Raw genomic sequence first — 20,392 nt, 5'->3', positions numbered from 1 at the left:
CGTCAGTAACAACCACATCATCAACAACACTCAGGAGATTGCACATGTTCAGTCGACGCAGAATTCGTCGGACGGTCCTCGGCCCGCTCGTCGCCGGCACCGCCATGATCGGGGCTGCCGGGCTGACCGCGGTGCCGGCGCACGCCGCGCCGGCCGGCGTCACCGTGGCGCTGAACGGGTCGGTGCTCACCGTCACCGGCGACGCGGGGAACAATGGCCTCGTAGTAGGCAGAACCCCGGCCGGCACCATCACCCTCAACGGCGCCGTCGTGCTGGGCGGAACCGCAACGACCGCCACCGTGTCGCTGATCCACATGGATGGCGGAGCCGGCGACGACACCCTGAAATTCGATGAGACCAACGGCGTCATGCCACAGGGCGAATTCGTCGGCGGCGACGGACGCGACAAAATCACCGGTGGTTCGGGCGCCGACACCATTGTCGGAGGCCCAGGCAACGACAGGGTGGTCGGGGGCCCCGGCAACGACACAGTGAGCCTGGGCGCGGACACCGACGAGTTCACTCTCAACACCGGCGACGGCAACGACCACCTCGATGGCGGCGCCGGGACCGACGGCCTGATCGTCAACGGATCCCCCACGATTCCCTCCTTCACCGAAACTGTCCTCGTCAGTGCCAACGGACCACGGACGACGCTGCGCCGCGTCCAGCCCACCGCCCCGAGCACCGTGATTCAGGACGTGCTGGACGTCGGTGGCGTCGAGCAGGTGAAGCTGAACCTGGCCTCCGGTCCGACCGATGCGCGCCCGAATTCGGTGTCCGTCGCGGGGCTAGGCACCGACATCAGCGTGATGCGGGTCAACCTCGGCTCCTTCGTCAGTCCCAATCCCGGCTTGCGGAACACCTTCAATATCTCTGGCACAGATGGCCCGGACAGGATCCGGATCGCCGGCTCGGCGGCCAAGGGCGTTTCGGTGAGCGGAGCCGGGTCCGGGGCAGTACTGGTCACCGGCGCGCAGTTTTTCGGGGTGAGCGGAAATGCCGGCGATGACGTCATCGACGCCGGCGTCCTGCCCGCCGGCACGGTCGAGACTCTCATCGAGAGTGGCGATGCCAGTCCGATTCTGACCCCCGGAGGAAACGATATCTTGGTCGGTTCGCCGGGCAACGACGAGCTGTTCGGTGGCGTCGGCGACGATCGGCTCGAGGGCCGGGGCGGCAACGACATCCTCGATGGCGGTGCCGGAAACAACGTCATCATTCCCTGAGGTATCCGCGCGACAACGCTGAGCCGGTTCCTTGGGGACCGGCTCAGCCGGGTGACGGACTCGAAGAACGCGGGCGCGACCCGGACCGTCGGCCTATGCCAAGAATGACTGCACCCCCGGCTGCAGGACACGGCCCGTCGCCGCCTCATCGGCGACGCCGAGCGGTGCGATCGGCAAGCGGAATGCGTTACCTGGCTCGGCGTAAGGCAGACCCGTGATTTCGCGCAGGACCACGCTTCGCGACCCGGCCGGCCGCGTCCGGATCGCCGGCTGGAGATCGAACTGCCGCCGCCACCGGCCGTGGACGACGTCCCTCGGCGGACTGAGCGAGGGCCGAGTCCTTGACACAGCAGCAGGTGCACACAGTCGCAGCATCACCCGAATGCCGGTTAACGCGGTGATACGTCCCGGCGAGTCAGAGGTGGATGCCCGGCAGGGGGGCGGGAGAGGGTCGGCGACGTCACCATGACCTGATGATCGGACGCTGGGCGCAAGGGCCCTCGCTGCGTCACGTGGTCCTCGGTCACCTGCTCCGGAAACTCCTGTTTGTCGGTGGGACCATGCGAGCATGAGCTACGACTGGCGGTATGGGACGGCGACCGACCTGCCGCCGACCCCGATAATTTCACGGTATGTTGCAACACTACTCGAAAATGGCCAGACCCGAGCAAAGACAACCTAGACATATGTCTATGGATATGTTCGCCATTGATCAGCAATGCACGCGGACCGATCTTTATTTCGGCATTGGTTACGAGGTGTCCGACAATGTAGCGGCATATGCCACCGAAACCGCAAGACGACTTTCCCTGGCATGCTACGACCCTCAAACGCGCAAACTTCGCTGATCAGCCTACCGACGGGTGAACCACTCACCGATCGACTTCCACTCGAACTTGTCCAGCCACGAGAAGTCGCCCTTTGCCCAACCCGCAAGAGCGACCACCACGTCATCCCGAGAATCCGTCAACGCCTGGAAGTGTTCCGCCGCGCTCCCCGCTCGATATTCAAGTTGATAACCCCCCTCCGGCCGAAGCCTGGCTTGGACGTAGTTAGCGTCGACTTTTCCTTGCTCGCCATCGTTTTCCAGAACGACGTGCTCGCCAGGCCTAAGGCCGACTACCGTTATCCGGATGTTCAGTTCGCTCGCCGGACGAACAGTCGAACCGTTGAATTCTCGAATGACAACTTCCGCATCCACGACATCTCCCATGGGACACTTTCGAACTTACACCAAAGTCAGATCATATCAGAACAACCGAAAGCACGGTTCAGACATTAACCAACCGCACACCGACGATCCTGAAACCTTGAGCCTGACCTGTTCCTTTGGCACTCTTTACTTCGATGCCAACGTAGTCGCCGTTCCCCAGATCGATAACCCCATCGTAGACGCGCACCTGCTCACCTGTTTCCGACGCAGTAAACTCGCCCTGTCGTCGCATCAAAATATCCCGTCACCCAGGCCCTCGACGCAGCAAGCTCCATTGTGTACGAGAACGATAGTCGTTCCGGCAATTACATAGAACGCGTGGATGTTTCTGATGGTCAGGTTGTACGTCCGGGCAACTGCCGTGTGCCGATTGGTGTCGATTACCGTGGCGCGAACATCGTCAGACGTATCGAGTTGCTGACCCTGCACGAGGTCAGCGGCGTACACCCATCGTCGAGTGGTGTCATCCCAGAACAGGTGATGCGCGGTGCCGGCGATCACTCCAATACTGCCGGAACCAGCGATCATCAGATCGACGAAGTCTGTGTCGTTGTCCGTGACGTGGACAGCTTGGACCACGTGCGACTGGACTTTCCCGTCGTCCGGCGAAGCATTGAGAACCAAGTCACCGGGTTTGATGTCCTGGATGGACTTGGCGGTCCGGTCGGCCATCAGTATCTGCGTACCTGAAACGAAGCTGTTCGGTGCGCAGGCGATCGGATTTTCCGAGAGCTGGCTGGCAATTTCACTCAGTTGCCTCTGTTCTGCGGTCATCTCGGCCGCGATTTCGGCGGCTTGGCCGAGTTCGGCGTTAATTTCGACGCCGAGAACGTCGAAAGCGCTCTTACCCCCGGCCGTCGATTCTGCCATCGCGGCCAATGTTTCGAGAGCGTCAATTCCGCCGAGTTCAGCGCCGGCGCCTCCAAGCGGTGTAAGGACGTCGCAGATGCCGTCACATGCGGCGGTGAGCAAGGAAGCAGCCCAGTTCGCCCGGAGCACCGCCGCCGAACTGAGCGAGCACGGCGACTTCACCATCGAGAGCGTCGACGCGATCCGCCGCACGCTGGCGTGCCCGCACAACCGCGAGATGCTCGAGTCGGTCCGGGCGCCGCTGACCTTCGGCCGGTTCTGGCACAACCTCGTCCACGCTGTCGGCCGCACCGGCCTGCGCTACGACCGCGACCCGCATCAAGCCCAGTACTGCGGCGCCGGAGATGCATGACCAGCGTCGGCAGCCGACGGAGGTCGACAACTCATGGGGAATGGGTTCATCACGGTCCGCCCTAGTCTCACACCAATTTCTACTGGTGCACAGGTGGGTCTATCGCCGCAGGTCAGGGCCATGGTCGACTCTCACTGGCAGTGAGGGGGTCAGGGGTTCGATCCAGCACTCCTGGTGGAACGTGACTGGAGCACCGCCCGGGCCATCCTCGGTTGTCGAGGTGATGGCCGACCCGGCGGGCCTGGGCGATCGACGGCACTGCCCGCGATCAGCCGGGTCTTGCGACTGCCGCAGCCCGTGGATCGCCCATGAGCGGCGAGGCATGCCGGATTCGAAGGCTTCTGTGGCACGACCGGACAGGAACCGCCCGAACCGGACTTCGGGGCCGCTCACCAGGGTTGATCCTTGTGTCGGGTCGGTCCTACTCTTCAGCGTCGATGATTGCCTAGGAGGGCCGATGCGAGGCGTCAACCGTAGGCGTGGTCACTTGGTGATCATCTCCTGTGCACTGTCCGCCGGGCTGCTCGCCGCCGCGAGTCCGGCTGCGGATGCGGCGCCGGCACAAGCGCCTCGATACTCCCCTGGTGCGCCGGGCGCTGGGGATCCGTACTTTCCCGACATGGGCAACGGTGGTTACGACGTCAGCCACTACGACATCCGGTTGGCCTTCAGCCCCGAAACCGAAGCGATCGACGCGACCACGACGATTCTCGCCACGGCCACGCAGGATCTCTCCCGCTTCGACCTGGATTTCCGGGGGCCGCTGAAGATCAGCCGGCTCTCGGTGAACGGCCTGGACGCCACCTTCACCCGCAGCGGTGCCCAAGAGCTGGTGATCACCCCGCCGCACGGGCTGCGGAAGGGCAGCGCGTTCGTCGTCTCGGTGTCCTACGCCGGCGTCCCGCAGAAGATCGACGACCCCGCGCTGGGCGTCTCCGGCTGGGTCGCCACCAAGGACGGCGCGGTCGCGCTCAACCAGCCGATCGGCGCGGCGACCTACTACCCGGTGAACGACACCACCGACGACAAAGCGACCTACACCCAGACCATCACCGTGCCGGCCGGGCTCACCGTGCTGGCCAACGGCGAACCCGGGCCCACCACCACGCACGATCACCGGACCACCTTCCGCTGGTCCATGAACCGGCCGATGTCCAGCGAGCTGAGCATGCTCGCGATCGGCGACTACGACGTCACCCGCGGCAAGACGGCCGGCGGCCTGCCGGACATCACCGCGATCGGCAAGTCGATCGACACCCAGCCCGGTCAGGGCGAGGTGTTCAACCGGACCACGGCGCAGATCGTCCAATGGGAATCCTCGATGTACGGGCCGTACCCGTTCGACTCGACCGGCGGCATCCTCGCCGACGTCGGCGTCGACTACGCCCTCGAGACCCAGAGCCGGCCGGTCTACGACCAGAGCACCAGCGACGTCGACGGCGACCTGCTCGCCCACGAACTCGGCCACCAGTGGTTCGGCGACAGCCTCACCCCGGTGCACTGGTCGGACATCTGGCTCAACGAAGGCTTCGCGACCTATTCGGAATGGCTCTACCAGGAGAAATTCAACCACGTTCCCGTGCAACAGTCCTTCGCGAAGGCATACGCCGACGAGAAGGACTGGAGCGGCGAAGTCGCCGACCCCGGACGTGATCACATCTTCGACGATCTGGTCTACAACCGCGGCGCGATGGCCCTGCAGGCATTGCGCGTTAAGATCGGCGACCGCGCCTTTTTCCAGGTGCTCACGCAATGGCCGACGGCTCACCGGTACGGCACCGTCTCGACGCGGCAATTCATCCAGTTCGTCGAGCGACAAACCCACCGCGACCTCGACTCGTTCTTCCACACTTGGCTCTACCAGCCGGGTAAACCGACGCTCTGACGAGCCGCCCGCCTCCGGCCGCCGGGTCAGGCTCCGACCGTCATGCGGTTCCGGGACCTGCTCGCCGAGTACCCCGAGAGACGGGAAGCCTTGTTCGCCTATGCCTGCGCGCTCGACTACGCCGGGCATGAGGCCGACGCCGCGTCGGCCTACGAGCGGGCCTTCGCCGCGGGCCTCGACGGTGACGATCTCCGCCGCGGGCTGCTTCAGTACGGCAGCACTCTGCGCAACCTCGAGCGCTTCGACGAAGCCGTCGCCGCGCTCGAGAAAGCCGACGAGATGTTCCCCGGGCACGACTCGGTGAAGGTGTTCAAGGCACTCGCCCTCACCAGCGCCGGACGCAGCCGCGAAGCTGTCGCCGGGCTGATCGCCCCGGCCCTCGATCGCATCGACAGCGACGACCTCCAGCGTTACCGATGGGCACTGCGCAACTACGCCGCGGACCTGGCCACATGACGCGGCGAACCGGCCGGCCAGGGTGGTCGGGCAGGTGCTTCGAGGTCACCACACGTGGGGAATGAGCCGGGCCCGGCTCGCCGCGAACCGCCGGTAACGGTCGCCCAGCGCCTGCTCCAGGGCGTGCTCCTCGATGCGCAGCCGGTAGATCAGGGCGATCAGCACCACGGCGACGGCGCCCGCCGCGCTCACCCAGTTGTCCGCGATCAGGCCGCCGCCGGTGAAGGTGAGCAGCAGACCGGTGTAGCTCGGGTGGCGCAGGAGCCGGTAGGGGCCGTGGTCCACGACGGGCTGGTCTTCGCTAGTCTGGACCGTCACGGTGAAGTACTTTCCCAGGCTGGCGAAGGACCACCAGCGCAGCAGCAGGCCGAGCCACCCGAGCACGATCCCGAGCGCGAACAGCCAGCCGCCTCCGCCGATGCGGGCGGCCGGGACGACGGCCCGGCCGACCGGCCACAGCAGGATCGCACCGAAGAACATCGCCCTGAAGACGATCTCCGCGCGCACATCGACGAGTTTCGCACCGCGGCGCGTACGGAACGCCTGGACGAGTTCGCCCGCCACGAAGGCGCCGACGCTGCCGACCAGGACGACACTGGCCACGTCCGGCAGCTCTCCCCAAGGCGCGAGCACACCGCCATTATCACCCCGGGAGCACGCCGCCCCACTCAACGATATGCGCGTGTGACGCCTCGATCGCAGACTGCCGGGATGGACATCGGGGACGTCGGCGCGCGGTTGGTGGATCGGTTCGGTCCTGAGGCCGAGGGGTGGCTCGGCCAGGTGCCGGAACTCGCCGCGCGGCTGGCCTCCCGATGGGGAGCCGTGCTCGGTGAGGTGTTCCGGAGCGGGGCGTCCTCGGTTGTCCTGCGGTGTCGATGGCGGGACGGGACGCCGGCGGTACTCAAGCTCAGCCCGGATCGGACGCTGCTGACCAGGCAAGTGGAGATGCTGCGCTTGTTCGCACCGTCGGGTCGGGTGCCGGCCGTGTTGGCTGCGGACGCGGACGCCGGGGCGATGGTGCTTGAGGAGGTTCTGCCCGGCACCGAGGCCGAAGACCTGCCGCCGGAGTCGTTGCCGCGGCGGTGGGGAGAGTTGCTTGCCGCGCTGCATGCTGTGCCGCCGCCGGTGCGCTGGCCTGGGGAGCTGCGCGGCCGGTGTGACGAGGCCTTCGCCCGGATCGGGCGGCGGTTGTCCGATCCGGTGATCGGCGCGCGGATCGGGCCGGACGCGTGGCAGCGGGCGATGCGACGCTGTGAGGCGTTGCTCGACACTAAGGCCAGGATCGTGTTGCTGCACGGTGATCTGCACCTCGGCAACGTCCTCGACGGCGGTCCGTCGCGGGGCCTGGTCGCGATCGATCCGAAGGCGTGCTGGGGTGATCCGTGCTTCGACGCCGTCGACTTCGTGGTGGCCGGTGCGGGGCAGGACGGGGTCGAGGCGCGGTGTCAGCGAGTGGCGACGTCGTGTGGGCTCGACGGGGACCGGCTGTACGCCTGGAGCCGGGTGATCGCGCCGATGGTGGCCGTCGCGCACCTCACCTATGGCGGCCCGGAACCGGTGCTCGACGAACTGCTCGCTCTGAGTGCCTGAAGGAGATGTCCGGCGAGGACCTTCACCGACGTCGCGACGGCAGTGCCCCCGCTCGACGTCCTGACGCCGTTACGAGCAGGCCCGTTCGAGCCACACCGAGTCCGGGCCGCCATTTGTGTCGGGCTCTCGTTTCAGGTGCGTGAATCCGTGGTGGGCGTAGAACTTCGCCGCTCGGTCGTTGCCCTCGATGTGCGCCAGCCGCACCGCTCGGTGGTGGCCCTTCGCGGTGTCGATCACCTTGCGCAGCAACGCCGTTCCGGCGCCCGAGCCCTGTGCTTCCGGGACGACGTAGAGCTTCCACACGATCAGCACGTCCTCGACCGGGCCGAAGCTGGTCATGCCGATGATCTCGCCGCTGGTGTCTTCTGCGACCAGCGTGCGCTCGAGTGCTTGGCGGAGGAGGTCACCGGACCACCAACGGGCCAATCCGTCTGCGACGTATTCCTTGCCCGCCAAGGGTTCGTACGTGGGCGGCCAGGTCCGGTGGCCCACTTCCGCGATGGCGGGCAGGTCGCCCTCGACGGCTGCTCGGATGCGCACTTTCTTCTCCTCACGCGTGATAACTGCCGATGTTCGCGGACCCCAGTGTGGTCAGCGGGCCCGGGACGCCGTTCAGCAGCCGGACGAGGTCGGTGCCGCCCAGGTGGTGCGCGACCTTCCACGAGTATGCCGGATCGCCGACGACGTGCCCGAACGCCAGCGCGTCCGCCTGCCCGCTCCCGAAATCCAGCGCGGCGAGCACCGAGGAGAGCAGCACGTTCCGCGCGTTCTCCAGCCACTTTCCGACGTCGTGGTGGCCGAGGACCCGCTCGGTCGCTTCGCGTACCTCGGCTTCGCGGTCGGTGGGGAAGCTCAGTTCGAGCCACGCCCGTGCTTGGCCTGGACGGCGCTGGACGCTGGTGCGCAGGCCGTAGCTGATCCCGAGGTCGTCGCGAAGTGCCTGGTACAGCGGGGCGAACGGCGCGCCGGCGACGCCGAAGAGGAACAGCTCCGCCGCCGCGGCTTGTTCGGGGTCCAGTGGCGGCAGGTCCCAGTACACGGCGTACCAGGTCTGCCGGCCGCTGCCGGCTCGGTGCGTTTCGCCGGCTCGCCTCGGCGAGGTGAGGTCTGCCGGTGGTTCGCGGCTCGTGGCGGGCTCGGCGGGGCCGTCGAGGTCGGCGAGGATCGTGAGGTGCGTTTCGAGCGGGCCTTCCGGCCGGACGAAAAGGTCTTCACCTGCGGCGAGTCTTCGGGCGGCGAGCCGCGGATCGGCGGTGCGTCCGGCGTCGGCGACGTCCAGGTCCGCCCACGTCAAGGCCGTGCCGCCGAGAAACCCGAGCAGCTCGCCGAGACGGTCTTCGGTCACCGTGAACGACAACGCCGGCTGCCCGGCGAGCACCTTCGTGCCCACCCCAGCGCCGGTGCTCGCGGCGACGCCCCGCCACTCCGGACGCGCGGCGACCGCCCGCTTCCACGCCTCGGCGACCTTCGCGGACGCGCCGGTCGTGGCCAGCGTCCACCGGACGTGCGCCAGGCCGGACGCGATCCCGGACCGGTACACGTCCGCCGGCAGCCGCGTCGAGCCGCCGGCCGCGATCCGCACGGGCAGGCACTCCAGGACGGCGGTCACAGCACGATCTCCCGGCCGCCGTGCGCGGCCAGTTCCACCGCGGCCTTCGCCACCCGGTCACTGTCCACATCGGACAGCTCGGCGAGGTAGCCGTCGACGGACGCGCCCGCGAACATCCGCAGCCAGGTGGCCGCGCGCGTGCGCGGCACCGGGCGGTCGAACCGCTTGAGCGCCCCGGTGCGCACCCACCGCGCGGCCGCCGCCACCACCGCCGGATCGAGCCCGTCGGCCAGCGTCCCGAGCGCCGTCGCCAGCGCGTCCGGCAGCCACTCCGTCTCCCCGGTCGCCTCGACGGTCAGGCACGTCGGCGAGCGGTCCTCGTTCGGGTCGCCGCTGATCCCGGCCCGCGCCGTCACGTTCGTCCCCGCGGGCGCGCGGCGGCCGACCAGCGATCGGCCGCCACCCTGTCCCAGCAGCGCGGCCACGACCTGGGCGACCGCGAGATCGGTCAGCCACCGCCCGGTCCGGACCACCGGGAAGCACACCGCGCGGGCGTGCGGCGAGTCGTCGGCGCGCTCGATCCGGATCACCCGCGGGCCGCCCAGGTCGTGCGGCCGCGGCGCGTCGGGCACCGCGTTCCCGTCGAGCACCTCGAGCAACGGCGAGAGCCGCTCCGCCACCTCGTCCGGCCCGAGCGGCCCGACGCTCGCGACCTGGGCGACCGATGGGTCGAGGAAGAACCGGAACCACCGGTCGAGGCCCGCGGGCGTCAGTTCCCGAAGGGCCGGGTTGTCGACAAAACCACTGTGCGCGTTGGCCTCGTCGTCGAACAGCGCCGCCCGGTTGTACTGCACGCTGAAGCCGCGCTGCGGGTGCCGCAGCACCTTGCTCGCCACCTCCTGCGCGATCACGTCGAGTTCGCGCCGCACCGCGGCCGGCTCGTGCGCCGGATCGACGAGCTGCCGCCGCGCGATCCGCGCCCAGCGGCCGAGCCCGGCCGGCGGCACGCTCACCCAGAACTGGACGTAGTCCGCTCCGGTGTAGGCGTTGCAGATCGCGCCGGCGGTGCGCAGCGACGCGAAGAACTGTCCCGACCCGGCGTCGCCGCGGCAGTGGAACACGTGCTCCACCAGGTGCGCCGCGCCGGGTAGCGGCTCGTCGCGCTGACCGCGTCCGAACGTGAGGCAGACCGTCTGCAGTGCGCGGCCCCGTTGCCGCTCGGCGAGCATCATCGGACCGCGGCCGCCACGGCGGCGGGCGGGGCGGGGGCCACCGGGGCGGGTGGCGGGCGGACCATGGTGCACGCGGCGGCGGCCACCGCCCCGCACGCCGCCGTCACCAGCCACACCACCGTCCCGCCGCGGGCGGTCAGCGACAGCATGACCACCGGCCAGAGCAGCCCGGCGGCGGCCCAGCCGAGCTGGTAGGCCGCCATGTACTGGGCCAGCCGGGCGGCCGGCGCGATCCGGGCCACGAAGTCGTTCATCACCGACGTGCTCAGCAGCTCACCGGCGGTCAGCCCGACCATGCCGAACACCGCGCACACCGCGGTTCCCCAGGCCGGCAACAGGAAGCCGACGCCGAGCACGGCGGCGCCGGCCGCGATCGACAGCGCCGCGGCGATCATGACCGTCCGGTGCTGGTACCGCTCCAGCCGCCGCGACACCACAGGCAGCAGCAGCACGAGGAGCACGACGTTGAGCGCGATCAGCGCTCCCGCCAGCCCGGCCCCCCATTGTCCTTTTTGGACCAAGGACAGCGTGAGCACGGACGGCATCGCCAGCAACGGCACCACCAGCAGCACCGAGGCGATCAGGAAGACACTGAACCTGAGGTCCGCGTAGACGGCCAGCGCGCGGGCCGGCCGTTCGGCGCCGGCGACCCGCGGCGCGGTGCGCACCCCGCGCAGCAGCACCGCCGCGACCAGGAACGACACGGCGTTCAGCGCCATGAACACGGTCAGCCCGCCGTTCCCGGCGAACCCGACCGAAATGCCGCCGACCAGCGCGCCGAACCCCATGGCGGCGTTGCGGATGCTGCCTTCCAGCGCGTACCACCGGCGCCGCTGGTCCCCGGTGATGTCGGCGACGAAAGTCGAGTTGCTGGCCCAGAAGGCGTTGTCGCCCGCGGTCGAGAGCAGCAGGACGACCAACGCGAGCAGCCGGCTGGTCGCGAACAGGGCCCCGACCGCGGCGAACGCCCGAGCGTAGTTGATGACCACGAGACAGCGTGCCGAGCCGAACCGCCCGACGAACCGGCTGGCCAGGGTCCCGGCCGGCAGGGCCAGGATCGCGGCCAGCGTCATCAGCACGCCGACCGCGGGCTGGGAAAGACCGGCCCGGAAGACGAAGTACAGCGGGATGAACGGCACCAGGGCCCCGCTGGCGACGGAGTCGATGGCGACCGAGGCGAGCACGGACCGGCCACGCGGGATCCGGGCGAGGTCGAGCTGCGTCCAGCGGGCGAACATCCTGCCTCCTCAGTAGTGCGCGAGCGGAAAGCGGTTCAGCCCGGACTCCGGCAGCGGCGTCTCGCGCCAGCCGAGCGTGACGGCGGCCCGGCTCACCCGCTCGCCGCCCCACTGCGGGAACGCCGCCGGGAAGTTCGGCACCAGGCCGGGGCTGAGCACGCGCACCGCCGAGAACCCGGCCTCGGCGATGTCCGGCGTGGTCAGGTCGACGGCGATCGGTTCTTCGCCGAATTCCGCTTGCAGGGCCCCGGCGATCCGCCCGATCTGCGCGTCCGCGGTCTCCGGCGCACCCGCCGGCTCGGCCGGGCGGAGACCGGCGGGGAGGTCGAGCGTCCACGGCGAGACCCGCGCGGCCGCCCGCGGGTCCAGGTAGATCTGCAGCTGGCAGGACAGATCCTTGACGTCGCGGAAGTCGGCCCGGTACGAGTCCAGGTACCGCGAATCCGCCCGGAACGGCTTGAGGTTCCGTTGCGCGGAAAGGACGTTCGCCTGCGCGCTGCCCGGCCGCGCCCCGCCCATCGTCAGCCCGGTCCACTGGAGACCGACGCCTTCGGCAAGCGCTTTCCGGCCCGCTTCGGCGAAGCCGGGCCGGGTCGCGAACCCGATGGCCAGGAAGTCCGACCGGACGTCCTGCACGCAGGCGGCGACGGTGGCCATGCCGTACCGGCCGGAGATCGGGATGATCGACGTCCGGAACCGGTCGCCGAGCTCGGCGGCGAGTTCCGGCGCGAACTCCGCGAGCGGAACCCGCGGCAGCACCGGCGTGTTCGCCCACCAGACCATGGACGCGTCGCGCTCGATCGTCTCGCACAGGCCGTTCGCGACGGCGTCCGCCCAGGTGCGGCCGCCCGCGATGCCGGACAGGTTCGGGTAGAGGTGCCGCTGTTCGCCTTCCGGCCGCACGGAGTTCCACGACACGTACACCCAGCACGCCGGGACCCACCGCTCGGCGCCGCTCACCAGCCCGCGGCCCGGAACCCACGCCACGGTCGTGTCTTCGGCCAGCGGCGCGAACGGGAACCCGCGCTCCGCGTGCTGGTCCGCCGAGTACCCGACGAGGCTGCCCGGCGCCACCGCGGCGAGCCCTCGCCGCGTCAGCTCGGTGTAGCTCGCCGACACCATCGGCGTCCGCGGCGACACCCAGTTCGCGCAGTAGCGCTCGATCAGCTCGCCGATCGCCGGGCCTTCGGCGGCCGCGGCGCTTTCCCAGCTGGAGCCGAACGCGGTCAGGTCGTTGGGAAAGTCCATCACCCGGCGCATGTCGGCCGCGCGGGCCACCGCGATGTGCAGTGAACGCGGGAAGTGCGCCGGTGTCGGCTGCACCTTCACCGACCGGATCACCCCGGCCTCGGGATCGCGCAGGTGCCACGCGTCGGTGCGGCGCACCGCGCGACGGCGGTCGCCCTGGTCGGGCAGGGCGATGATGCCGTGGTGCTCGACGCTCAGGTGCGCGCAGTCCAGCACCAGCTCGGCCGACTGGATCTCGGCGCGGGCGGCCCCGGCGAGCCAGCGCTCGGCCTGCACGGCCAGCGTCGCGCCGGCCCAGCGCAGTTCCGCGGGCCGCAGCGAATCCGGCTCGGCCGCCGGCGGCTCCTGGTGCTCGGCCAGGAACATCGCCGGGGACGCCGCGGCGGCCTCCCGGCGGCGGTAGACGTCCGACATGGTCGCGCCGACACCGGGTTTGATCACCGGCCCGGCGAAGATCTTGTGGTCGAGCAGCCGGACGACCAGCCGCAGCGCGTCGAGCCGTTCGAGCTCGTCGTCCAGCGCGATCACGGCCTTCGCCGGCGCGTGGCTGAACACCGGGCAGACGACCAGGCGCGGCCCGAAGTCGTCGAGCGCCTGGCCGGCGGCGGTGAGGAGGCCGTCCTGGGCGCACACACGGGCCTCGGTGCGCAGGCCGGCGGCCTGCCAGGCCTCGGCCAGCGCCGTCACGGGCCCGGCGGGGCCGAGCCAGAGGAACCGGTAGTCGTGGAGCCGCTGCGTGCGCAGCGCTTGCGGGAGCAGCCGGTACCAGGACCGGTCGCGGGTGTCGGCGACCGGCTGGACGCAGCCGTCGCGGGTCAGCGCGTCCCAGACCTCGGCGAACCCACCGGGATCGGGGGCCGCGGCCAGCAGTTCCTCTTCGGTGCGGGTGCCGTCCAGGAGCGCGAGCCAGCTCCGCATCCGTTCGGCCGCGACGCGGACGCGAAGAACGGTCCGGCTCGGGGGCACCAGGAGGCAGCGGTCCGGCCCCTCGGCGACGACCCGGACGTGCCCGGCGATCCATTCAGCTGACATCTGCTTCCTCCACGCCGCTGCACGCGTTACCCTGGACGTGCCGGTTGGCCCCCGGGGTGTGCTAAGGACGCACCCCGAGGGCCAATCCGATCATCGTGCGGTCAGTCCTCGTCCCAGCTGAACTCGATTTCCGGGGCGACGTTGTTGTTCGCCAGGATTGCGAGCTCGTTCTCGTTTTCGAAGGACTCGAAGATCTCCAGCATGTGCGGGTGCTTCCTTTCCTCGATCGATTACCGGACCGCGCCCGGCGGCGAGGCTGCGTCGGCGTGGCCCACCCTCGGGTGCGACTCACAGCCGGTCATGTGCGTTCCTCATACCTTCGCCGTGCGTGTTTCCATGGTGCCGATCCGGCACAACGCAGACGTCTCCCCGATTGCGGCCCGCGGATGCACACCTCGGTGCGCGGGGCAGGACCGCCGTCAACGGACCTCGGACGCGCGGCACTAGCGCCGGGCCTGCTCCACGTTCGCCTGGTGGGGGCCGGCGAGCCAGTCCTGCTCGAGGCGCGCGTCGGCCGGTTCTTCGCCTCGCCGCAGCGCTCCGAGGTAGGCGCGGTCGGCGGCGAAACGGGCCGCCACCTCGGATCCTTCGGCCACGGCGCCGTGGCCGGGGATCACGACATCGACGTGCTCGGCTGCCTCGGCCAGGCGGTCGAGGGCCGTCTCGTAGGCGCTCAGCTGACCGGGGCGGCGCGGGTCGAGCAGCGGGATCAGGACGTCGGACAGCATGTCGCCGGCGAGCAGGACACCCCGGTCCGCGAGGAGGATCGCGGCGTGGCCGACGGCGTGCGCCTGGTGCTCGACGATCTCGCCCGGCACCCCTCCGCCGTCCGCGGGCAGCGGGGTGAGGAGTGCGACCAGCTCGAGCGGGATGCCCGTCGCGCTCTCCGCAGCCATCTTCTGCGCCCGCTCCCGGGCTTCACCGGCGAGCTGCGCGCAGGCGGCGGTGGCGTAGCGCGGCACGTCGCCGAACCGGGCGTGCCACAGCAGGTGGTCCCAGTGCGGGTGGGTGGCGAACCCGGCCACCACCGGAATGCCCAGCCGGTCCACGTCGTCGGCGAGCTGGTTCAGATCGGCGCCGTCGATGCCGGGATCGACCACGGTCAACCCCGCGTCGCCGCGCACCACGACGGCGTTGCTCCAGACCCACTCGCTCTGCCGGACCCAGACCCCGTCGGCCACCTGCTTCAGCATCGGGTCACTCTGTCAGCTGGTCCCGCCCGGCGCGAGGGCTACCGCAACTGGTCGCGACGGCGGGTCAGGTAGGCGATTTCCGCGGTGTTGCCCGCCAGCCCGATGGCCTTGTCGTACGCAGCGCGTGATTCCCGGCTCCGGCCCAGCCGGCGCAGCAGGTCGGCGCGGGTCACGTGGTAGGCGTGGTACCCGGCCAGCTTGTCCGCGAGCCGGTCGACAGCGGCCAGCGCCACGTCCGGGCCGTCCAGTTCGGCGACCGCGATGGCCCGGTTGAGGGCGACGATCGGCGACGGGTCGAGCCGGACGAGCCGGTCGTAGAGGGCGACGACCTGCGACCAGTCGGTGTCGCGGATGTCGCGGGCGGAGGTGTGCACGGCGTTGATCGCCGCGAGGATCTGGTAGCGCCCCGGCGCCACGCCGGCGGCGGCCGCGGCGAGGCGCTCGCGCACCAGCCGGTGCCCCTCGGCGATCAGCGCCGCGTCCCAGGCCCCGCGGTCCTGCTCGGCGAGCGCGACCAGTTCGCCGCCGGCCGAGACCCGGGCGGGGCCGCGGGCCTCGATGAGCAGCATCAGCGCCAGCAGCCCGGCGACCTCGCCGTCGTCGGGCAGCAGGGCCCGGATCAGGCGGGTGAGCCGGATCGCCTCGGCCGTCAGGTCCCGGCGGACCGGATCGGTGTCCGGGCCCGTCGCCAGGTAGCCCTCGTTGAACACGAGGAAGAGGACGGCGAGCACGCCGGTGACGCGGGCCGGGAGGTCCTCGGCGGACGGCATCCGGTAAGGGATGCGGGCCGCCTTGATCTTGGCCTTCGCGCGGGTGATCCGCTGCCCCATGGTGCTCTCGGCGACCAGGAAGGCGCGGGCGATCTCGGGCATGGTCAGCCCGCCGACCAGCCGCAGGGTCAGCGCCAGGCGGGCGTCCATCGCGAGCGCCGGGTGACAGCAGGTGAAGATCAGCCGGAGCCGGTCGTCGTCGAGGACGCCGAGGGGCTCGGGCGGGTCGTCGTACCGCATCTGTGCCTCCTTCTGGGCTTCCCCGTGCTTGTCGTCGCGCTTGTTCTCGCGCCGGATCCGGTCGATGGCCTTGCGGGTGGCGGTGGTGGTCAGCCAGGCGCCGGGGTTGGGCGGCACGCCGTCGGCCGGCCACCGCTCGACCGCGGTCGCGAACGCCTCCGCGGCCGCCTCCTCGGCGACGTCGAGGTCACCGAACCGCCGGGTCAGCGCGGCGACCACCCGGGCCCACTCCTCGCGGTGCACCCGGGTGACCGCGTCGTCGACGTCGTCGTCGGTGCCCGTCATCGGAACGGCCGCACCTCGATCTTCCGGTCGCAGACCTTCGACGCCTCGGTGGCGAGCTTGAGCGCCACGTCCAGGTCGGGGGCCTCCCAGACCCAGACGCCGGCGAGGTACTCCTTGGACTCGACGAAGGGGCCGTCGGTGACCACCGCCTGCCCGCCCCGGTTGTCGATGACCGTGGCCGTGCCGGTGTCCGCGAGCCCGCCCGCGAAAACCCAGTAGCCCTCGGCGATCAGCCGTTCGTTGAACTCGCTGATGGCCGGCTGCCGGTCCGTGCTGCCGGGGTCGTCCTTGTCGTCGATGACGGAAACCAGGTACTGCATCCGAAGATCCTCTCCTGCGGGTCGAGACGGTGGGTGTGCTTCAGGCCATCGCGTACTGCGGGCGCCCGGCCGGCCGGTAGACCTGGATCGTCACGCCCTTCGAGTCGGCTCGCGACTCGACGAGGTCGAGCGCGAGGTCCGGACCGGCGTCCGGGAACAACCGCGCGCCCTGGCCGAGCACGACCGGGACCACGAGCAGGATCATCTCGTCGACCAGACCGCGCTCCAGCAGCCACCGGGTCAGGGTGCCGCTGCCGTGCACCTGCAGCTCACCGCCCGGCCGGGCCTTCAGATCCGCGACCGCGGCCTCGAGGTCGCCGGACAGGACGGTCGTGTCCGCCCAGCCCGGCGCGGTGAGCGTCGTCGAGGCGACGTACTTGGGGGCCGCGTTCAACGCCACGCCGACGGGGTGCGAGCGCATCCGGTCGATCGCTCCCCAGGACCCGGCGAACAGTTCGTAGGTCCGCCGGCCGAACAGGTACGCGCCGGCACGCTGGTAGGTCCGCGTGATGAACGCCCTGGTCTCGTCGTCACCCGCGCCCTTGGCCCAGCCGCCGCGCTCGAACCCGTTCCGGCGGTCCTCCTCCGACGCGCCGCCGTTTCCCTGAGTGACTCCGTCGAGGGTGACCTGGGTGATGGTCGTCAGCTTCATGATCGCGGTTCCTTCGCCTCGGCGCCGGCCCGGTGCGGGCGGCCTCACCCCTGCTACGAACACCGCCGTCCCGATCCGACACCGCCGCCGAGATTTTCTCCGAAGAATTTTCGGGCACCCGGCCGCCGGTAAGCTCGCTGGTCAGCAGGGGTGTCCGCGCCGGCCGCCGGAGTGCGGCGAAAGAATCTTCCGGGGCCGTGTCGATCCGCGCGCCGCTCGCTCGACCAGGGGGTGCGAAGGCCGGGAGGCGGCCCGCCGGACAAGGAGAAGCCGATGTCGAAGTACATGCTGATCATGCGGGGCACCGACGAGTCGAACGCGGCCATGATGGCCGACATCGACGAGATGATGGTCACCAGCCGCCGGTTCATCGAGGACCTGTTCAAGGCCGGCGTCTACGTCGCGGCCGAAGGGCTGGACGATCCGGGCAAGGGCGTCGTGGTCGACTTCGGCGGCGAGACGCCAGTGGTCACCGACGGGCCGTACGGGGAGACCAAGGAGCTCTTCGGGGGGTTCTTCCTGATCGACGTCGCCTCGAAGGAAGAGGCGGTCGAGTGGGCCAAGCGGGTCCCGGCGGCGCCCGGGGCCAAGGTCGAGGTGCGGCGGGTGCCCGGCGAGGACGAGGTCCCGGCGGAAAGCGGGACGTCCGCCGAGAGCACCGGCCGGCGCTGATGGGGACGGCCGACGTCGAAGCCGTCTGGCGGATCGAGTCGGCGCGGATCGTCGCCGCGCTGACCCGGTTCACCGGCGATTTCGGGCTGGCCGAGGACGCGGCCCAGGAGGCGGTGGCCGAGGCGCTGGTGTCGTGGCCGCGCGCCGCTCCGGCCGATCCGGCCGGCTGGCTGATGACCACGGCCCGGCGGCGGGCGATCGACGCGATCCGCCGCCGGGCGGCTCTCCGGGACCGCTACGCCCTGCTGGCGGACGACGACCGGATCGACGCCGAAGAAGCCGACCCCGACCGGATCGACGACGACGTCCTCGCGCTGATGTTCATCAGCTGCCACCCGGTGCTCTCCCCCGAGTCCCGGGTGGCGCTGACCCTGCGGGTGGTCGGCGGCCTGTCCACCGAGGAGATCGCCCGCGCGTTCCTCGTCTCCGTGCCGACCGTGCAGGCCCGGATCACCCGGGGCAAGAAGACGATCGCGGCGGCCGGTGTGCCGTTCGAGGTGCCGACCGCCACCGAGCGCCGGGAGCGGCTGGGCGGCGTGCTCAGCGTCCTCTACGTGATCTTCACCGAGGGGTCGACGGCGACCTCGGGTGACCGGCTGGTGCGCCCCGACGTCGCGTACGAGGCGATCCGGCTGGCCCGCAAGCTGGCCGCGGTGCTGCCGGACGAGCCGGAGGTGCACGGCCTGCTCGCGTTGTGCGAGCTGACCGCCGCGCGCTTCCCGGCCCGGACCGGCCCGGACGGTGCGCCGGTCCTGCTCGAAGACCAGGACCGGCGGCGGTGGGACTTCTCGGCGATCACCCGCGGGCTGGCCGCGCTGGCCAAGGCGTCGGCTCGCGGCCTCGGCCCCTACGGCCTGCAGGCCGCGATCGCCGCCACCCACGCGTCGGCGTCCTCGGTCGAGGCGACCGACTGGGACCGGATCGTGGTGCTCTACGAGGCGCTGGGCCGGGTCGCGCCCTCGCCGGTGGTCGAGCTCAACCGGGCCGTCGCCGTGGCGATGGCCTCGGGTCCGGAGCCGGCCCTGGCCATCGTCGACGAGCTGGTCGCCACGGACCGGCTCCCGGGTTCGCACCTGGTCCCGACCGTGCGCGGTGAGCTGCTGGCCCGGCTCGGCCGGCGCCCGGAGGCGCGCGCCGAACTGGAGCTGGCCGCCCGGCTGTGCGCCAACCAGCGCGAACGCTCGGTACTGCTGCGCAAGGCGGCCACGCTGGGTTGACGGCTCCGGGCGGCCACACCGGGCACCCCGGCCGGCTTCCATCGACCGTGACGACGGTCACAGAAAGCCGTGTCGAGAACGCCTCACCGGCTCCGTCCCAGGGGTACGAGCGGCCACGAGGGCCGCGTGACCCGGGAGGGGAATCATGACGATCCACCGGATGGACCACGTCGGCGTCGTCGTCGAGGATCTCGCGGCCGCTGTCGCGTTCTTCGTCGAACTGGGCCTGGAGCTGGAAGGCGAGACCACCGTCGAAGGCAAGTGGGCCGATCAGCTGATCGGGCTGGACGGCGTCCGCGCGGACATCGCCTTCCTGCGGACCCCGGACGGCCACAGCCGGGTCGAGGTGTCGGCGTTCCGTTCGCCGGTCACCACCAGTCCCGCGCCGCGGGCGCCGGTGAACGTCCCGGGCATCCCCCGCTTCACGTTCGTGGTGGACGCGCTCGACGACGTCCTCGCCCGCCTGCGCCCCCACGGCGCCGAACTCGTCGGCGAGGTCGCGCGGTACGAGGACTACTGCCGCTACGGCTACGTCCGCGGGCCGGCGGGCGTCATCATCGGGCTGGTCGAGGAGCTGACGTAGGCCGGCGCGCCGTACCGTCCACACCAGACTCCCGCTCCGGAAAGGACCGTCCGTCATGGCTGTCGCCGACGACCTCGACCGCGCCACCGACTCTTCGTGGGACTGGGTCGCCGAGCAGACCCGCACGTACCTGGCCTCGGGCGGCACCGAGGGCCACGAGTCGAACGGCGTGTACACGCTCATCCTCGCCACGACCGGCCGCAAGACCGGCGAACCGCGCCGCACCTGCCTGATCTACGGCACCGCGGGGGACGACTTCGTCGTCGTCGCCTCCAAGGCCGGCGCCGACGAGGATCCGGCGTGGTTCAAGAACCTCGAAGCGGACCCGAGCGTCGGGGTGCAGGTCGGCACCCGCCGGTTCACCGCCCGCGCCCGGGTCGTGCCCGCGGCCGAGCGCCCGCCCCTGTGGGACCGGATGGCGCGCATCTTCCCGCTGTACGACGAATACGCGCGGAAGACCGACCGCGTGATCCCGATCGTCCTGCTCACCCCGCAGGACTGACCGGCTCGCGCGGCGGCACACAGCGGTGACGGTCGCCGTGCTGGTCGGGGCGGTTCCGGCC

General features: G+C 70.4%; 22 protein-coding genes. 9 read left to right on the top strand and 13 right to left on the bottom strand.

Annotated elements, in window-relative coordinates; all coding sequences use genetic code 11:
• Positions 1 to 44: 44 nt before the first annotated feature.
• Entirely contained in the window at positions 45 to 1,229 is a 1,185-nt protein-coding gene (locus tag OHS18_RS38225; RefSeq protein ID WP_328614054.1) for a calcium-binding protein, read from the top strand.
• 853 nt (positions 1,230 to 2,082) lie between these two features.
• Here the strand turns inward: OHS18_RS38225 and OHS18_RS38220 are convergent.
• Genes OHS18_RS38220 through OHS18_RS38210 form a run of 3 tightly spaced genes read right to left on the bottom strand, consistent with a single transcriptional unit; the run spans position 2,083 to position 3,414 of the window.
• A complete protein-coding gene (locus tag OHS18_RS38220; protein ID WP_328614053.1) occupies positions 2,083 to 2,442 on the bottom strand; it encodes a hypothetical protein in 360 nt (119 codons plus the stop codon).
• A 58-nt stretch (positions 2,443 to 2,500) separates the two neighbouring features.
• Positions 2,501 to 2,629, bottom strand: a complete 129-nt coding sequence (locus OHS18_RS38215) for a hypothetical protein (protein ID WP_328614052.1) — start codon at positions 2,627 to 2,629, stop codon at positions 2,501 to 2,503.
• 44 nt (positions 2,630 to 2,673) lie between these two features.
• A complete protein-coding gene (locus OHS18_RS38210) occupies positions 2,674 to 3,414 on the bottom strand; it encodes a Hint domain-containing protein (RefSeq protein ID WP_328614051.1) in 741 nt (246 codons plus the stop codon).
• Between OHS18_RS38210 and OHS18_RS38205 the strand changes: the two genes are divergently transcribed.
• From OHS18_RS38205 to OHS18_RS38195, 3 genes are all read left to right on the top strand, one after another.
• Positions 3,407 to 3,664 (top strand): hypothetical protein, encoded by a 258-nt coding sequence (locus OHS18_RS38205; RefSeq protein WP_328614050.1) that lies wholly within the window; start codon positions 3,407 to 3,409, stop codon positions 3,662 to 3,664. The genes OHS18_RS38210 and OHS18_RS38205 overlap by 8 nt on opposite strands.
• Before the next feature lie 619 nt (positions 3,665 to 4,283).
• Positions 4,284 to 5,549, top strand: a complete 1,266-nt coding sequence (locus tag OHS18_RS38200; RefSeq protein ID WP_328614049.1) for a M1 family metallopeptidase — start codon at positions 4,284 to 4,286, stop codon at positions 5,547 to 5,549.
• A 42-nt stretch (positions 5,550 to 5,591) separates the two neighbouring features.
• Positions 5,592 to 6,005, top strand: a complete 414-nt coding sequence (locus OHS18_RS38195) for a tetratricopeptide repeat protein (protein WP_328614048.1) — start codon at positions 5,592 to 5,594, stop codon at positions 6,003 to 6,005.
• A 45-nt stretch (positions 6,006 to 6,050) separates the two neighbouring features.
• Here the strand turns inward: OHS18_RS38195 and OHS18_RS38190 are convergent, their stop codons facing one another.
• Positions 6,051 to 6,608 (bottom strand): methyltransferase family protein, encoded by a 558-nt coding sequence (locus OHS18_RS38190; RefSeq protein ID WP_328614047.1) that lies wholly within the window; start codon positions 6,606 to 6,608, stop codon positions 6,051 to 6,053.
• A gap of 108 nt (positions 6,609 to 6,716) precedes the next feature.
• Between OHS18_RS38190 and OHS18_RS38185 the strand changes: the two genes are divergently transcribed.
• Positions 6,717 to 7,598: an aminoglycoside phosphotransferase family protein gene (locus OHS18_RS38185; RefSeq protein ID WP_328614046.1), complete on the top strand. Its 882-nt coding sequence runs from the start codon at positions 6,717 to 6,719 to the stop codon at positions 7,596 to 7,598.
• A gap of 69 nt (positions 7,599 to 7,667) precedes the next feature.
• Here the strand turns inward: OHS18_RS38185 and OHS18_RS38180 are convergent, their stop codons facing one another.
• The 9 genes from OHS18_RS38180 to OHS18_RS38140 form a co-directional block, all read right to left on the bottom strand.
• Positions 7,668 to 8,138 (bottom strand): GNAT family N-acetyltransferase, encoded by a 471-nt coding sequence (locus tag OHS18_RS38180; protein ID WP_328614045.1) that lies wholly within the window; start codon positions 8,136 to 8,138, stop codon positions 7,668 to 7,670.
• A gap of 10 nt (positions 8,139 to 8,148) precedes the next feature.
• Positions 8,149 to 9,207, bottom strand: coding sequence for an insulinase family protein (locus OHS18_RS38175; protein WP_328614044.1), 1,059 nt, complete (start codon positions 9,205 to 9,207; stop codon positions 8,149 to 8,151).
• Positions 9,204 to 10,379: an insulinase family protein gene (locus OHS18_RS38170; RefSeq protein WP_328614043.1), complete on the bottom strand. Its 1,176-nt coding sequence runs from the start codon at positions 10,377 to 10,379 to the stop codon at positions 9,204 to 9,206. The genes OHS18_RS38175 and OHS18_RS38170 overlap by 4 nt, the downstream gene beginning before the upstream one ends.
• The gene (locus tag OHS18_RS38165; RefSeq protein WP_328614042.1) at positions 10,376 to 11,617 is read right to left on the bottom strand and encodes an MFS transporter; all 1,242 of its coding nucleotides are present in this window, start codon (positions 11,615 to 11,617) and stop codon (positions 10,376 to 10,378) included. Before OHS18_RS38165 ends, OHS18_RS38170 begins: the two co-directional genes overlap by 4 nt.
• 9 nt (positions 11,618 to 11,626) lie before the next feature.
• Positions 11,627 to 13,897 (bottom strand): YcaO-like family protein, encoded by a 2,271-nt coding sequence (locus OHS18_RS38160; RefSeq protein ID WP_328614041.1) that lies wholly within the window; start codon positions 13,895 to 13,897, stop codon positions 11,627 to 11,629.
• Positions 13,898 to 14,340: 443 nt separating this feature from the next.
• On the bottom strand, positions 14,341 to 15,090 hold the full coding sequence (locus OHS18_RS38155; RefSeq protein ID WP_328444227.1) for an MBL fold metallo-hydrolase: 750 nt from the start codon (positions 15,088 to 15,090) through the stop codon (positions 14,341 to 14,343).
• 38 nt (positions 15,091 to 15,128) lie between these two features.
• Positions 15,129 to 16,385, bottom strand: a complete 1,257-nt coding sequence (locus tag OHS18_RS38150) for an RNA polymerase sigma factor (protein ID WP_328614040.1) — start codon at positions 16,383 to 16,385, stop codon at positions 15,129 to 15,131.
• A complete protein-coding gene (locus OHS18_RS38145) occupies positions 16,382 to 16,705 on the bottom strand; it encodes a YciI family protein (RefSeq protein WP_328444231.1) in 324 nt (107 codons plus the stop codon). Before OHS18_RS38145 ends, OHS18_RS38150 begins: the two co-directional genes overlap by 4 nt.
• Before the next feature lie 40 nt (positions 16,706 to 16,745).
• Positions 16,746 to 17,357, bottom strand: a complete 612-nt coding sequence (locus OHS18_RS38140; RefSeq protein WP_328614039.1) for a dihydrofolate reductase family protein — start codon at positions 17,355 to 17,357, stop codon at positions 16,746 to 16,748.
• 273 nt (positions 17,358 to 17,630) lie between these two features.
• On the opposite strand from OHS18_RS38140, the gene OHS18_RS38135 reads away from it, so the two are divergent.
• The 4 genes from OHS18_RS38135 to OHS18_RS38120 all read left to right on the top strand — a co-directional run bounded on the left by OHS18_RS38135 (position 17,631) and on the right by OHS18_RS38120 (position 20,331).
• The gene (locus OHS18_RS38135; RefSeq protein WP_328614038.1) at positions 17,631 to 18,029 is read left to right on the top strand and encodes a YciI family protein; all 399 of its coding nucleotides are present in this window, start codon (positions 17,631 to 17,633) and stop codon (positions 18,027 to 18,029) included.
• Positions 18,029 to 19,246, top strand: coding sequence for an RNA polymerase sigma factor (locus tag OHS18_RS38130; RefSeq protein ID WP_328614037.1), 1,218 nt, complete (start codon positions 18,029 to 18,031; stop codon positions 19,244 to 19,246). Before OHS18_RS38135 ends, OHS18_RS38130 begins: the two co-directional genes overlap by 1 nt.
• Before the next feature lie 145 nt (positions 19,247 to 19,391).
• Entirely contained in the window at positions 19,392 to 19,829 is a 438-nt protein-coding gene (locus tag OHS18_RS38125) for a VOC family protein (protein ID WP_328614036.1), read from the top strand.
• 55 nt (positions 19,830 to 19,884) lie between these two features.
• Positions 19,885 to 20,331: a nitroreductase family deazaflavin-dependent oxidoreductase gene (locus tag OHS18_RS38120; protein ID WP_328444241.1), complete on the top strand. Its 447-nt coding sequence runs from the start codon at positions 19,885 to 19,887 to the stop codon at positions 20,329 to 20,331.
• Positions 20,332 to 20,392 lie beyond the last annotated feature (61 nt).

The sequence above is a fragment of the Amycolatopsis sp. NBC_00355 genome (assembly GCF_036104975.1).
Lineage (GTDB): Bacteria > Actinomycetota > Actinomycetes > Mycobacteriales > Pseudonocardiaceae > Amycolatopsis.
The sequence above is the reverse complement of the archived record's forward strand: the minus strand, read 5'-3'. Positions and strand labels throughout refer to the sequence as shown.

Coding starts and splice junctions, on each gene's coding strand:
- OHS18_RS38225 (WP_328614054.1), top strand. CDS start 45: ATGTTCAGTCGACGCAGAATTCGTCGGACGGTCCTCGGCCCGCTCGTC.
- OHS18_RS38220 (WP_328614053.1), bottom strand. CDS start 2,442: ATGGGAGATGTCGTGGATGCGGAAGTTGTCATTCGAGAATTCAACGGT.
- OHS18_RS38200 (WP_328614049.1), top strand. CDS start 4,284: ATGGGCAACGGTGGTTACGACGTCAGCCACTACGACATCCGGTTGGCC.
- OHS18_RS38195 (WP_328614048.1), top strand. CDS start 5,592: ATGCGGTTCCGGGACCTGCTCGCCGAGTACCCCGAGAGACGGGAAGCC.
- OHS18_RS38185 (WP_328614046.1), top strand. CDS start 6,717: ATGGACATCGGGGACGTCGGCGCGCGGTTGGTGGATCGGTTCGGTCCT.
- OHS18_RS38170 (WP_328614043.1), bottom strand. CDS start 10,379: ATGATGCTCGCCGAGCGGCAACGGGGCCGCGCACTGCAGACGGTCTGC.
- OHS18_RS38165 (WP_328614042.1), bottom strand. CDS start 11,617: ATGTTCGCCCGCTGGACGCAGCTCGACCTCGCCCGGATCCCGCGTGGC.
- OHS18_RS38160 (WP_328614041.1), bottom strand. CDS start 13,897: ATGTCAGCTGAATGGATCGCCGGGCACGTCCGGGTCGTCGCCGAGGGG.
- OHS18_RS38155 (WP_328444227.1), bottom strand. CDS start 15,090: ATGCTGAAGCAGGTGGCCGACGGGGTCTGGGTCCGGCAGAGCGAGTGG.
- OHS18_RS38150 (WP_328614040.1), bottom strand. CDS start 16,385: ATGACGGGCACCGACGACGACGTCGACGACGCGGTCACCCGGGTGCAC.
- OHS18_RS38145 (WP_328444231.1), bottom strand. CDS start 16,705: ATGCAGTACCTGGTTTCCGTCATCGACGACAAGGACGACCCCGGCAGC.
- OHS18_RS38140 (WP_328614039.1), bottom strand. CDS start 17,357: ATGAAGCTGACGACCATCACCCAGGTCACCCTCGACGGAGTCACTCAG.
- OHS18_RS38135 (WP_328614038.1), top strand. CDS start 17,631: ATGTCGAAGTACATGCTGATCATGCGGGGCACCGACGAGTCGAACGCG.
- OHS18_RS38130 (WP_328614037.1), top strand. CDS start 18,029: ATGGGGACGGCCGACGTCGAAGCCGTCTGGCGGATCGAGTCGGCGCGG.
- OHS18_RS38125 (WP_328614036.1), top strand. CDS start 19,392: ATGACGATCCACCGGATGGACCACGTCGGCGTCGTCGTCGAGGATCTC.
- OHS18_RS38120 (WP_328444241.1), top strand. CDS start 19,885: ATGGCTGTCGCCGACGACCTCGACCGCGCCACCGACTCTTCGTGGGAC.